Genomic DNA, 12,814 nt, shown 5'->3' with positions numbered 1-12,814 from the left:
CTTCAATTCCCCTTCGCGCGCAGGAGTGCCGCGCGGATCGCGGCTTCGTCCGGCGCATGCCAGCGCGCGCAGACATAGCTGTCGGGCCGGATCAGATAGGCCGCGCCCGGTGCCAGCGCATAGCGTTCACGCAGCAGTTCGTCGTTTTCGCCGGCGACGATCGTCTCGATCCCGGCGATGCCCGGATCGCGGTCCGCGAGCAGCACAAAGCCGCGCCCCAGCCGCTCGAGCAGCCAGGCATCGCCGATCGGTGCATCGAGCGCGGGCCAGCCCGGCGCCACGCCCCCGCCGACCCAGTCGTCAGCGTCGGGCGTGCTGAGCGGACTCTCCGGCAGCGCGACTGCGGTCGATAGCCGTCCCGAATTGACGAACGGCCGGGCGAACGGGACTTCGCTCGCCAGTTCGAGCACGGCGTCGCGATAGATGCGGCTGGCGGCCGATTTGGGGGTCATGAAGTCGGTCGAGCGGCTCGAGTTCAGGATATTCTCGTCGGCGATCGTGATCGCCTCGGCGTCATAGCTTTCGAGCAGGTCTGCGCCCGCTTCGCCGCGCAGGATCAGGTCGAGCTTCCAGCCGAGATTGTCGACATCGGCCATCCCACCATTGCACCCGCGCGCGCCGAACGGCGAGACGAGGTGCGCGCTGTCACCCGCGAAGACCACCCGGTCATGGACGAAACGCGCCATGCGGCGGCACTGGAAGGTGTAGACGCTGTACCATTCCTGCTCATAGGCGACGTCGTCGCCCAGCATCGCGCGCACCAGCGGGTCGACATTCTCGGGCTTCACCGCTGCGGCACGATCGATGTTCCAGCCGAGCTGGAAGTCGAGCCGCCAGACATTGTCGGGCTGCTTGTGCATCAGCGCCGACTGGCCCGGATTGAACGGCGGATCGAACCAGAACCAGCGTTCCGACGGCCGCTCGCCCGTCATCTTCACGTCGGCGATCAGGAAATTGTCCTCGAACACCCGCCCCTCGAAATCGAGGCCGAGCGCATCGCGCGCCGCGGAGCGGCTACCGTCGCAGGCGATCACCCAGTCGGCATCGATCGCATAGCCGCCGTCCGCCGTCTCCACCTCGACGCGCGCGCCATCGGCCAACTGTGCAAGCCCGGCCATGCGGTGTCCCCAGCGCAGCTCGACATTGGGCAGCGCCTCCAGCGCGGCGATCAGCCGGTCCTCGACATGATATTGCTGGATGTTGATGAAGCCCGGCCGCTTCTGGTTCTTCACCGGCAGCATGTCGAACTGGAACACCGGCTCCTCGCGGTCGCCCCAGAACACCTTGCCGACATTCCAGATCACGCCCTTGTCGACGATCGCATCGCCGACGCCGAGCCGGTCGAAGATGTCGAGCGAGCGCTTGGCGAAGCAGATCGCCTTCGATCCCGCCGCGACGAAATCGAGCTGCGAGAGCACCACCACGCGATGCCCGCGCCGGCCGAGGTCAAGCGCCATGGCAAGGCCGACCGGCCCCGCCCCGACGATCACGACCGGCGCGGTCTCACGCTGCGCGGCAGGCGGCGGCGTAGCGCCGATCTCGCGCCAGACCGGGATGTTCGACACATTGGCCATTTCTGTTCAGCCCTGAAGCTGTGCCCAGACTTCGCGGTCGCGCTCCATCGTCCAGATGCGCGGCCGCTCGATCCCGTCAAACTCGTCCCACAGCCGCTGGACGTTGAACGGCAGGCAATGTTCGAAGATCGGCCAATGCCCGAATTTGGGGCCAAGCGCGGTGTGCGTCGCCTCGAACGCATCCTTAAGCGTGCCGCCATTCTTGTGCGCCGCCCCGACATGCTCGATCATGCCGTTGAGAAACTCGCGCGTCTGCTCGACCGCCGCGTCCACCGCCGCGCGGCCATGCGCCACCGCACCGCGCCCGCCGATCAGATGCTCGGCCTGATAGGCCTTCACCTTGTCGAGCGTGCCGGTCGCCCAGTCGAAGTGGAAGGCATCGCCGGTGTAGAGCGCGGCCTGCGCCTCGACCAGGTCGCCGGCGAACAGCGTGCCGCTCTTCTCGTGCCAGACGACGATGTCGCCCTCGGTATGCCCGCGCCCGCAGAACTGGAGGTCGAGCTTGCCGCGATCGCCGCCCAGATCGATGGCGTAGCTGTTGGTGAAGGTGATCGACGGCCGCGTCAGGCCCGGGATCTCGTCGGGCTGCTTGAACAGCCGCGGCATGCGGCCGAACTCGCTCGCCCAGTCCTGCTCGCCGCGCTCCTCGACCAAAGCCGCGGTGGCATTGCTCATGATGATGTCCTGCGCATCGAACGCGCTCGCACCCAGCACGCGCACCGCGTGATAATGCGTCAGGATCAGGTAGCGGACCGGCTTGTCGGTATGCTCGCGCAGCTTGGTCAGCCAGTCACGCGCTGCGGCCGGGGTCGCCCGCGCCTCGATCGCGACGATGAAATCCTCGCCTTCGAACGCGCCGACATTGGGATCGCCCTCGGCGGTGAGCGCATAGACGCCATCGGCAACCACTTCGAGCGTTTCGGTCTTTTCCGTCAGGTCTGTCGACGAGGCAAACGGCTTGGCCATTCTAGTTTACTCCACTCAATTCTGGCTGACGGCGGCGATCGCGTCCGCGACCCGCTCGACATTGCTGTTGTTGAGGCCGGCGACATTGACGCGGCCCGAGCTGGTCAGATGGACGTGGTGATCGCGGCGCAGCGTCTCGACGCCTTCGGGCGAGATGCCCAGCATCGTGAACATGCCGCGCTGGTTCGCGATGAAGCCATAGTCGCGCCCGCCATGTTCGGCGAGCCGCGCCGCCAGCCGTGCGCGCATCCCGTTGATCCGTTCGCGCATCGTGGTCAGCTCGCCGGTCCAGCCCTGCCGCAGCTCGGCATCGCTCAGGATCCGCGCGACGATCGCCGCGCCGTGATCAGGCGGCATCGACCATAAAGTGCGGGCCACAGGCAGCGCATGCGCGTGCGCCAGCACCGCAGCCTTCTCGTTCCCGCCAACCAGAGTGAGTGCGCCGACGCGCTCGCGATAGAGCGCGAAATTCTTGGAATAGGAGCTGGCGACGAGGAATTCGGGGATCCGCGTCGCCAGCAGGCGCATGCCCGCCGCGTCCCGATCGACACCATCGCCCAGACCCAGATAGGCCAGGTCCACCAGCACCGCCGCGCCGGCCTTCGCCACCAGATCGGCGACCGCGCCCCACTGGTCGAGGTCGAGATCGGCACCGGTCGGGTTGTGGCAGCAACCATGCAGCAGCAGCGTGTCGTTCGCACCGAGATCGGCGAGCGCCGCCATCATCGCGTCGAAGCGCAGCGCCCCCGTGGCCATGTCGTAATAGGGATAGACGACGACCTCATGGCCGCTCGCCTTGAGGATGCCGGGATGGTTGGGCCAGGTCGGGCCGGGAATGAACACGCGCCCGCCGGGACGCAGCTTGTACAGCAGGTCCGATGCCAGCCGCAGCGCACCGGTACCGCCCGGCGCCTGAATCGTGCGGCTGCGCGCAAAGCCGTCACTGCCCTCGCCGAACAGCAGTCCGCGCGTCTGGGTGTTATAGTCCGCATTGCCGGCCGAGGAGAGGTAGCGCTTGCTCGGCTGGGTCTCGACCAGCCAGCGCTCGGCGGCCTTTACGCTATCCAGAACCGGTACCTGCCCCTGCTCGTCCTGATAGATGCCGATCCCCAGATCGACCTTGTCCGGGCTCTGATCCTGCGCAAGCAACTGCGCGAGGCCAAGGATCGGGTCGAGCGGCGGCTCGGCAAGGTCGGCGAACATCTCAATCTCCATTTTGTTTCACTATACGATACGAAGTAGCGATATACGCTACAAGTTCAATTTCCGATACACAGGCTGCCGTCAGAATGCCGCCGCAACGCGTTCCGCAGCCGCCAGCCGTGCCGCAGTCATCTCGCTTGTCAGCTCGCGATAGCGCGCCGCCACATCGGGCGCCCGATCCGGGCTTCCCGCGTCGAAGGGCGGCGCCGGGTCATATTCGTTGCCGAGCTGGATGAGCTTCGCCTGATCCTCACCCCAGATGCGCGCGATCAACGTCAGCGCGAAGTCGATCCCCGCGGTCACGCCGCCGCCCGTCACACGGTTACGGTCGATCACCACGCGCTCGCGGACCGGGGTCGCGCCCAGCACAGGGAGAATGTCCATCACGCTCCAATGGGTCGCCGCTCGATACCCCTTGAGCAACCCCGCCGCGCCGAGCACGAGCGCGCCGGTGCAGACCGACGTGATCCACTGCGCGCGCGGCCCCCGCTCGCGCAGAAAGTCGAGCAGTTCGGCGTCTTCCATCATCGCGGTCGAACCCGGCCCGCCGGGCAGGAAGATCATGTCCAGCTCCGGCGCATCGGCCAGCCGCATCCCGGGCAACAGGCGGTAGCCCGAATCGGTGGTGATGGGATCGAGCGATTTGGCGAGCAGGATCGTTTGCGCCCCACGCACGCGGGAGAGGATGTCGAACGGCCCGACGAAATCGAGATTCGTCATCCGATCGAACGCGATCATGCCGATGGTGAACGGTTTATGCTCCATCCCGCCTCTCCCCTGCGAGCTCAACGATCGCCGATTTGTCTCGATATACGATCTATTGTCACGAATTACGTGACACAATATAGCAATCCGAGACAAGGTCAATCACGGTAGGGCACATGTTGGACGCATCGCTTTCAATCTCGCAAGCCGTCATCAATGCCGGGTTCCGGCTGCCCCGTGTGGTCCAGAAGGACACGCCGTTCCTGCTTCACCGCCTCACCGGGAACATTCTCCATGTCTCGGGGATGATCGCGCAGTTCGAAGGGGAGCGGCCCTATCTCGGGCGGCTCGGCGCCGAGCTCGCAACCGAGGACGGCGCGAAGGCAGCAGAGCTCAGCGCGCTCAACATCCTCGCATGGCTGGCGCAGGCGACCGGCGACGATACAGACCGCATCGACTGCTGCCTTGAGCTCAACGGCTTCGTCGCCTGCACGCCCGACTTCACCGAGCAGAGCCAGGTCATCAGCGGTGCCAGCCGGCTGATCGTCGCAGTGCTCGGCGAACGCGGGCGGCATTGCCGGACCTCGATCGGCGTGACCGCTCTGCCCTTCGGCGTCCCGGTGGAGATCAACGCGCGCTTCGTGCTGCGCGACTAGAGGTCGATCACCGCGCCCGGGTTCATCCGGTTATGCGGGTCCAGCGCCCGCTTGACTGCGCGCAGCAGGTCGAGCTCGGCCGGATCGAGCGCGTCCGCGACCGCGGCACGCATCCGCCGTCCGACGCCATGTTCGGCGCAGATCGTCCCGCCCAGCCGCAGCGCGATCGCCTCGACCGCCGTCGCGATCTGACCCGCAGCCGCGCCGAAGCGCTCCAGGTCGTTCGCACCGCGGTGAACGGAGAAATGGATATTGCCGTCGCCCAGATGACCGAAGCCAAGCGTCTCGCATCCGGGCAGCAGACCTGCGACCGCAGCCTCCGTCTCGGCAAGAAAGGCCGGAACCTGCCCGAGCGGCACTGCAACGTCGACGCTGATCGAAGGCTTGCCTGCGGCCTTGCCCATCACCACCGCCTCGCGGATACGCCACAGCTCGCGCCGCTGCGCCTCGCTTTCGGCAAGCATGCCATCGCGCGCCAGCCCCTGCTCGAAAATATCCGCGAGCGCCGCCTCAACTGCTGCGCGCAACGGCAGCCCGGCAGCAGCGGTCGCGATCTCGACCAGCACGAACCAGCCATGCTCGCCGGGATCGGGCACGCGCAACCCGGGCACCGCGGCCGCGCCCCATTCGACGCCCCGCCGCTGGATCAGTTCGAAACTGGTGACCAGATCGCCCAGCGCCGCACGCAACGCGCCGAGCAGCGCGAGCGCCGCCGCCGGGTCCTCGACCGCAAGCCAGGCAGTCTCGATCTGGCGCGATGCGGGAACCAGCCGCAATGCAGCGGCGGTGACCACGCCCAGCGTCCCCTCGCCGCCGATGAACAGCTGCTTGAGGTCATAGCCCATATTGTTCTTGGCGAGCGTGCGCAGCCCGTTCCAAACCCGGCCATCGGGCAGGACGACCTCCAGCCCGAGCACCTGATTACGCATCACGCCATGGCGCAGTGCGCGGATGCCCCCGGCGTTGGTCGAGACAAGGCCACCGATCGTTGCGCTGCCCTCGGAGCCGAGGCCGAGCGGGATGGTGAAGCCATGCACGGCCACCGCTTCCTGCACCTCGGCGAGGATGCATCCGGCTTCGGCGATGACCGCCGGTGCGTGAGGATCAATCGCGCGGATCGCGCGCAGACGGCGGGTCGATAGCAGCAGTGCCGGCGTTTCCACCGGAACCGCACAGCCGCCGACCAGCCCGGTATTGCCGCCTTGCGGAACGATCGCGACGCCGTGCGCCGCAGCTGCCTGGACCAGTTGCGCGACCTCCGCGGTCGAGCGCGGCCGGGCGACCGCCTGCGCACCACTCGGCCAGTGGCCGGTCATGTCGCGCAGACAGGCTGCGCGCGCGTCGGCATCCTGCACAAACAGGTCCGCGCCCAGCATTTCGCCGAGCGCGGACAGGCACAGGTCAGTAGGAGAAGCGGAGGCCGGCACGGTAGTAGCGGCCGATCCGATCATACATGCCGGCGATGGCGACCACCGGGAAGGGCGGCTCCTTGTCCAGCAGGTTGTTGACGTTGAGGTAGAATTGCAGCTTGCGCTTGCCGTCCTTGATCACGTCGATCTGAGTCGACAGGTCGAGGTAGAAGCGGCTGTCCACCCGGTTGTTGCCGATCGAGATCGGCGAGGCGGCATCGTAATATTTGTCGCCCGGCCCGACCAGCGTCGCGTCGAACTTGCCGCCGCCGATATAACGGCCCTGCAGGTTGACCGTCACCGGATCCTGCGCCCAGGTGATCGACCCGGTCGCGGTCCAGCTCGGCGTGTTGGTCGCGCTGGTCTGCTGACCCGCGGTGAACGCCGTTCCGCCGACCGATCCGGCACGATCGATCCGCCCGCCCAGCGACTGGATCACGCCATTGCTGAAGCGCGGCGCAGCGCCGGTGCCATCGTCGAAGATCAGGTCCTTGACGTACGAAGCCATGCCGCGAAGCGTCAGCTCGCCCGAACCGATCCGGGTACGGTACGCGGCCGAGAAGTCGAACCCGCGGGTCCGGATCCCGGCGATGTTGAGCAGCTGCACCGCGACCGAATCGACCACGGTCGCCGCCCCGGTCCCCGTCCGGCTGACGAAGTTGCAGAAGAACGGCGTCCCCGTCTCCGCAAAGCAATTGTCGAGGATCGACTGGGCCGAGAAGCTCGAGATCGCACCGTTGATATCGATATCGTAATAGTCGGCGGAGACGGTCAGCCCCGGAATGAAGCGGGGCGTGAACACGGCGCCGACCGTCCAGGTATCCGCGCGCTCAGGCTTCAGCGTCGGGCTCGGCTGGTTCATCGTCGTGATCTGCGTCGTCACGCCACTCCACGGGTTGCGCAGCTGCGCAAGGCTCGCGGTCGTCGCGTAGAGTTCCGCATTGTTGGGCGCACGGATGTCGCGCGACCGCGTCGCACGGAAGCGCAGATCCGGGAACGGCGCGTAGATCGCACCCAGCTTCCACGTCGTCACCCCGCCCGAGGTCGAATAGTCGGTGTAGCGGATCGCACCGTTCAGCTCGAGGTGATGGGCGAAGGAAACGTCCCGCAGCAGCGGCGCGACGACTTCGGCGAAGACTTCCTTCACATCATAGCCGCCCGCATAGGGCTTGGGATTGCTGTAGTTGAAGGCGTTCGCCTGCGACAACGTGTCGGAGATCGCCGACGCCTCTTCCTTGCGCCATTCGCCGCCGAACGCCACCGCCAGCGGACCGCCGGGCAGCTTGAACAGCTCGCCCTGCGCCGTCAGCGCAGCGACCTGCTGCTTGGTCGTGACCTGGTAGAAGATGTCGCCGGTGACATAGTCGATCGCCGCCTTGCTCGGCGATCCCTGACCGAACAGGTTGATCGGCACGCAACCCGAGGCCGCCGAATTGAAGCGGTTGAGCACCTGCCCGGTCGCGGTCACGGTGCCATTCGCCTGCGTCGCCGCGCAGACGATCTGGCCGCCGACATTCACCGCATCGGTGGCGAAGCGGAAATTGCTCTCGAGGCGCAGATTGCCGACATTGGCGTTCAGCACGTTGCGGCCATATTGATAATAGCCGTCAAGCTTCCACCCGCCGCCGAAATCATAGTCGAAGCCGCCGACGAACCGCTCGGTCGTGTTCTCATTCGAGCGCGTGATCGGGCCGAAATCATTGTACGGCCGGCCCAGCGTGAAGGAGGTGATGTTGTTCGCGACCATGATGTCGCGGATCGACGAGTGGAGATAGGCATTGTCGCGCAGGATCGTCGCCGCTCCGCCCTGATCGCGTACCGGCGGCGAGTTCCCGTAGCCGCCGCTGCGGCCATAGCTCGCCTCGACGAAGACGTTGAGCTTGTCGGTCAGCTCATAGTCGACATGGCCGAATGCGACGCGGCGCGTAGTCGGCACGATCAGCGTCCACCCGTCCTGCGGATAGAGGCCCTTGTTGCCGCCGGTGAAGTTGCTCGCCAGCGTGCTGCCGCTGCCGTAATTGGCGAAATTGCCATAGTTGAACGCCGTCGGCACGCCGCCCGGGCCGAACTGGATACCGCGCAGCACGTCGGCGCCGTTGCCGGCGTTGAGGTCGGCGTTCACCCCGGTGATCAGGCCGCCATAGGCCATGTTGATGAAGGTCACGCCGCGCTCATAGACGCGCGACGGCGTGCCCGCCGGCCGCGCGCCGACATAGGAGATCAGGCCCGGCTGCTCGGCAAAGGACTCGCGCCCGAACGGGTCGGTGACGCCCAGCGATTTCACATATTCGCCGCCGACCACGATATGGCCGCGCCCGTCGGAGAAGGGCGCGCCGAACGCCAGCGCCGCGCGGGTCTCGCGCGCGTCGCCGCGATCGCTGATCCCCATCGACGCTTCGCCCTTGATCCCTTCAAGCCGCTTGTTGAGCAGCACGTTGACCACGCCCGACACGGCGTCCGAGCCATAGGCGGCCGATGCGCCGCCGGTGACCACGTCGATACGGTCGACCAGGATCTGCGGGATCAGGTTGAGATCGACCTGGCCGGTCGCGGCCGACGGCACGAAGCGGCGGCTGTCCACCAGCGTCAGCGTACGGATCACGCCCAGTGCGCGCAGGTCGGCCGAGAACTGACCGGTGCCCAGCGTTGCCGCGGTGTTGGTCTGCGGGCCCTGCGTGTTGCGGAAGGAGGGAACTTCACCGAGGAAATCGCCGATGCTGCTCGATCCGCGCGCTTCGAGGATCTCGGCGCCCAGCACCTTGGTCGGGGTCGGCGCCTCGACGTCGCGGCGCGAGATGCGGCTGCCGGTGACGACGATCTCGCCGGGCTGTTCCTGCGCCGCTTCGGGCTCAGCCGCGCTGTCTTGCGCCTGCGCGACCGCAGGCACAGCGCAAATCGCTGTTGCGAGCAGCGCAACGCGCAGCTTCAGCCTGATTCCCGCTCCTTGTCCGTCGTTGAACCGCATTGGGCCTCCCCTCTTTTATGTTGTGAACGTGTTTTGAGGAAACTTACCCCGAACTCAAACCGTGTCAATACGCGAAACACTGTTTCGTAATACGTGACAACATCGGTGATGCGCGCACGAATGCGGCGCGGTCGGAACAACCACGCTTAGATTCGTTCAATTTCAGGATTTTTCCGGAATCAGCCCCGGCGGTACGGATCGTCGAAAGCGGGGATCACCGTGCCGCTGCAGTCGCCGAAACCGATGCGATAGCCGTCGCCCCGGCACTGGCCGCGCAGAATCAGCGTATCGCCATCCTCGACGAAACGGCGCTGCCCGCCGCCGGAAAGCGTCACCGGCTCCTTGCCGCCCCAGCTCAGTTCGAGCAGGCTGCCGAAGCTATCCTTGCCTGGTCCGGAGATCGTACCGGTGCCGAGCAGGTCGCCGACATCCATCCGGCACCCGGCCGTGCTGTGATGCGCCAGTTGCTGCGCGGCGGAATAATACATCTCGCGATAGCTGGTCCGGCTGATCACGGTCTCTTCGCCACCCTCCGGCGTCAGGCCGACCTCGAGGTCGATGGCGTAGAGCATCGGACCCGGCTCATCGAGATAGGGCAGCAACGGCTTCTCGCGTACCGGCCCATGCGCGCGGAACGGTTCGAGCGCCGCCCGGGTCACGATCCACGGGCTGATCGTCGTTGCCGTCGCCTTGCCCTGGAAGGGCCCGAGCGGCTGATATTCCCACGCCTGGATGTCGCGCGCCGACCAGTCGTTGAGCAGCACATAGCCGAAGATCATCGCATCCGCCTCGGCCACGGTCAGCGGATCGGACGATCCGGTCCCGACGATCGCACCCAGCTCCAGCTCGATGTCGAACCGCGCCGACGGGGCGAAGCGCGGCGCGGCGTCGTCCGGCCCCTTCACCTGCCCCCAGGGCCGCCGCACATCGGTGCCCGAGACGACGACCGACGAGGCGCGGCCATTATAGCCGATCGGGATGTGCAGCCAGTTGGGCGGCAGCGCATTCTCGGGGCCGCGGAACATCGTACCGACGTTGAAGGCGTGCTGCCGGCTCGCGTAGAAATCGGTGTAGCCGGCCACCCGGAACGCCAGATGCAGCTGCGCGCCCGCCATCGGCACCAGATGCGGCTCGACCGCCTCGCGCTCCGCAGCACCTTCGGCCAGTAGCTCGATCAGCCGCGCGCGCAGCGTGCGCCATGCCGTCGGCCCTTGCGCCATGAGGGCGTTCCAGGCCGGCTCTGCGAACAGCGGCCCCTCGCCGATCTGCAACAGCCCTGCTGCTTCCAGCGCCGCCACGTCGAGGATCCGGTCGCCGATCGCGACGCCGCAGCGCGGGCCTCGCGTAGCATCGCTGAACACGCCATAGGGCAGGTTGTTGAGCGGAAAATCGGTGTCGGCCGCGTTGGCGGCCGCGACCCAGGATCGCAGCAGGCTCATAGTATCTCCGGCAATCAGTGAAAGGGCTTCAGGCGGGGTCGATCGACCCGTCGAACTTCTTGTCGAGCCCGTCCCAGCAATCGGCATAGTCGGACTGCATCGGCGCCTCGCGCGCCGCCCAGTCGGTCAGATGCTGGGGGAAGCGCGTCTCGAACATGAAGCTCATCGTCTTGTCGAGCTTCTCGGGCTTGAGCGCGGCGTTGCTCGCCTTCTCGAACGCGTTGCGATCGGGCCCGTGCGGCAGCATGCAATTGTGCAGGCTCATGCCGCCCGGCGCGAAGCCGTCGGGCTTGGCGTCATATTCGCCATAGATGTTGCCCATCAGCTCGCTCATCACATTCTTGTGATACCAGGGCGGGCGGAAGCTGTGCTCGGCGACTAGCCAGCGCTCGCGGAACAGCACGAAATCGATGTTCGCCGTTCCCGGGATCTCCGACCGCGCGGTCAGCACGGTGAAGATCGACGGATCGGGATGATCGAACAGGATCGCGCCTACCGGGCTGTAGGTCGACAGGTCGTATTTATAGGGTGCGTAATTGCCGTGCCAGGCAACCACGTCGAGCGGGCTATGGCCGATCGCGCTCTGATGGAATTGGCCGCACCATTTGATCGTCAGCGTCGAGGGCGCCTCGCGATTTTCGAACGCCGCCACCGGCGTCTTGAAATCGCGCGGATTGGCCATGCAGTTGGCGCCGATCGGCCCGCGATCGGGCAGCGCGAAGGGCTGGCCGTAATTCTCGCAAACGAAGCCGCGGCATGGCCCGTCGATCACCTCGACGCGATAGACGAGGCCACGCGGCAGCACCGCGATCTCCCCCGGCGCGATCTCGATCACGCCGAGTTCGGTGCAGAAGCGCAATTTCCCTTCCTGCGGCACGACCAGCAGCTCGCCATCGGCCGAGTAGAAGTAGGAATCCACCATCGACGCGGTGACCAGATAGACATGGCTCGCCATGCCGGTCTGGGTGTTGACGTCGCCCGCGGTGGTGACGGTGCGCATGCCCGTCAGCCAGGTCAGCTCGCCCGCACTGTGCGGCACCGGGTTCCAGCGATACTGGCCGAGGCTGGCGACGCCGGGCACGATGTTGGGCGCGGATTTCCAGTGCGGCAGCTCGATCGCGGCGAAGCGGCCGACATGGCGTACGCTCGGGCGGATGCGATAGCACCAGCTGCGCTCATTCTGCCCGCGCGGTGCGGTGAAGGCGGTGCCCGAAAGCTGTTCGGCATAGAGGCCATAGGGGCATTTCTGCGGCGAATTCTGCCCCTGCGGCAGTGCGCCGGGCAGGGCTTCGGTTTCGAAGTCGTTGCCGAAGCCGGGCATATAGCCCACCGCCTGCATGTTGTGCGACGCCATGCCACTCTCCATGATTAGTTGCATATGCAACAATTAGTTCTTGCAATAGATGCGAATGCAACGATAAGCAAGCGCCCATGAGCGCCAGACCGCCTTCCGGGAAGCCCTTCGATCTCGACCGCTTCCTCCCCTATCTGCTCAATCAGGCGGGGGAACGGACGGGCAAGAAATTCGAGCCGACCTATCGCGAGACGCACGGCTTCAGCCGCACGCAATGGCGCATCCTCGCGCATCTCGGCAGCTACGGCGAACTGACGGCCGCGACCGTCTCGCGCCGTTCGAATACCGAAAAGACCAAGGTCAGTCGCGCCGTGGCGGCGCTCGAGGAGGGCGGATGGCTCGAGCGCGTCGCCGCCGACGATCGCCGTGCCGAATTGCTGCGCCTGACCGCATCGGGCCGCGGGCTGTTCGACGGATTGGCCGAACAGGCCGTTGCGTTCGATCGCGCGCTGCGCAAGAGCCTCGGCGCCGAACAGGCGCGGGCGCTCGAAACGATGCTCAGGCAATTGGCGGCTGAAGAATAGGCGGCACCAGTCCGCGACG

At 66.3% G+C, this 12,814-nt stretch carries 10 protein-coding genes; 2 read left to right on the top strand and 8 right to left on the bottom strand.

Annotated elements, in window-relative coordinates; translation table 11 throughout:
• Window positions 1–2: 2 nt before the first annotated feature.
• From AC07TU_RS05110 to AC07TU_RS05095, 4 genes are all read right to left on the bottom strand, one after another.
• On the bottom strand, window positions 3–1,574 hold the full coding sequence (locus tag AC07TU_RS05110; RefSeq protein WP_495186811.1) for an FAD-dependent oxidoreductase: 1,572 nt from the start codon (window positions 1,572–1,574) through the stop codon (window positions 3–5).
• Between the two features lie 6 nt (window positions 1,575–1,580).
• Window positions 1,581–2,540: an MBL fold metallo-hydrolase gene (locus AC07TU_RS05105; protein WP_495186810.1), complete on the bottom strand. Its 960-nt coding sequence runs from the start codon at window positions 2,538–2,540 to the stop codon at window positions 1,581–1,583.
• A 15-nt stretch (window positions 2,541–2,555) separates the two neighbouring features.
• Window positions 2,556–3,755 (bottom strand): amino acid aminotransferase, encoded by a 1,200-nt coding sequence (locus AC07TU_RS05100; RefSeq protein ID WP_495186809.1) that lies wholly within the window; start codon window positions 3,753–3,755, stop codon window positions 2,556–2,558.
• A gap of 69 nt (window positions 3,756–3,824) precedes the next feature.
• The gene (locus AC07TU_RS05095) at window positions 3,825–4,508 is read right to left on the bottom strand and encodes a DJ-1/PfpI family protein (protein WP_495186808.1); all 684 of its coding nucleotides are present in this window, start codon (window positions 4,506–4,508) and stop codon (window positions 3,825–3,827) included.
• Between the two features lie 116 nt (window positions 4,509–4,624).
• Here AC07TU_RS05095 and AC07TU_RS05090 point away from each other — a divergent pair, with 116 nt between their 5' ends.
• Complete coding sequence (locus tag AC07TU_RS05090) at window positions 4,625–5,104, top strand: RidA family protein (protein ID WP_495186807.1); 480 nt, start codon at window positions 4,625–4,627, stop codon at window positions 5,102–5,104.
• On the opposite strand, the gene AC07TU_RS05085 is transcribed toward AC07TU_RS05090, so the two are convergent.
• The 4 genes from AC07TU_RS05085 to hmgA form a co-directional block, all read right to left on the bottom strand.
• Window positions 5,101–6,555, bottom strand: coding sequence for an FAD-binding oxidoreductase (locus AC07TU_RS05085; RefSeq protein WP_495186806.1), 1,455 nt, complete (start codon window positions 6,553–6,555; stop codon window positions 5,101–5,103). The genes AC07TU_RS05090 and AC07TU_RS05085 overlap by 4 nt on opposite strands.
• A complete protein-coding gene (locus AC07TU_RS05080) occupies window positions 6,506–9,478 on the bottom strand; it encodes a TonB-dependent receptor plug domain-containing protein (protein WP_495186805.1) in 2,973 nt (990 codons plus the stop codon). Before AC07TU_RS05080 ends, AC07TU_RS05085 begins: the two co-directional genes overlap by 50 nt.
• A 179-nt stretch (window positions 9,479–9,657) precedes the next feature.
• The gene (fahA, locus tag AC07TU_RS05075) at window positions 9,658–10,917 is read right to left on the bottom strand and encodes a fumarylacetoacetase (protein WP_495186804.1); all 1,260 of its coding nucleotides are present in this window, start codon (window positions 10,915–10,917) and stop codon (window positions 9,658–9,660) included.
• A gap of 28 nt (window positions 10,918–10,945) precedes the next feature.
• Window positions 10,946–12,271: a homogentisate 1,2-dioxygenase gene (gene hmgA / locus AC07TU_RS05070; RefSeq protein ID WP_495186803.1), complete on the bottom strand. Its 1,326-nt coding sequence runs from the start codon at window positions 12,269–12,271 to the stop codon at window positions 10,946–10,948.
• Between the two features lie 77 nt (window positions 12,272–12,348).
• Here hmgA and AC07TU_RS05065 point away from each other — a divergent pair, with 77 nt between their 5' ends.
• Window positions 12,349–12,795 (top strand): MarR family winged helix-turn-helix transcriptional regulator, encoded by a 447-nt coding sequence (locus AC07TU_RS05065; RefSeq protein ID WP_495186802.1) that lies wholly within the window; start codon window positions 12,349–12,351, stop codon window positions 12,793–12,795.
• The last annotated feature ends 19 nt before the right edge of the window (window positions 12,796–12,814 follow it).

This window comes from Sphingomonas sp. GW821-FHT03E12 (assembly GCF_059420685.1).
Note: the sequence above shows the minus strand (reverse complement) of the source record. Positions and strands in the feature narration are given on the sequence as shown.

Bases quoted from the DNA above. Each gene is read 5' to 3' on its own strand.
- AC07TU_RS05110 (WP_495186811.1), bottom strand. From the start codon at position 1,574: ATGGCCAATGTGTCGAACATCCCGGTCTGGCGCGAGATCGGCGCTACG.
- AC07TU_RS05105 (WP_495186810.1), bottom strand. From the start codon at position 2,540: ATGGCCAAGCCGTTTGCCTCGTCGACAGACCTGACGGAAAAGACCGAA.
- AC07TU_RS05100 (WP_495186809.1), bottom strand. From the start codon at position 3,755: ATGGAGATTGAGATGTTCGCCGACCTTGCCGAGCCGCCGCTCGACCCG.
- AC07TU_RS05095 (WP_495186808.1), bottom strand. From the start codon at position 4,508: ATGGAGCATAAACCGTTCACCATCGGCATGATCGCGTTCGATCGGATG.
- AC07TU_RS05090 (WP_495186807.1), top strand. From the start codon at position 4,625: ATGTTGGACGCATCGCTTTCAATCTCGCAAGCCGTCATCAATGCCGGG.
- AC07TU_RS05085 (WP_495186806.1), bottom strand. From the start codon at position 6,555: ATGATCGGATCGGCCGCTACTACCGTGCCGGCCTCCGCTTCTCCTACT.
- AC07TU_RS05080 (WP_495186805.1), bottom strand. From the start codon at position 9,478: ATGCGGTTCAACGACGGACAAGGAGCGGGAATCAGGCTGAAGCTGCGC.
- fahA (WP_495186804.1), bottom strand. From the start codon at position 10,917: ATGAGCCTGCTGCGATCCTGGGTCGCGGCCGCCAACGCGGCCGACACC.
- hmgA (WP_495186803.1), bottom strand. From the start codon at position 12,271: ATGGCGTCGCACAACATGCAGGCGGTGGGCTATATGCCCGGCTTCGGC.
- AC07TU_RS05065 (WP_495186802.1), top strand. From the start codon at position 12,349: ATGAGCGCCAGACCGCCTTCCGGGAAGCCCTTCGATCTCGACCGCTTC.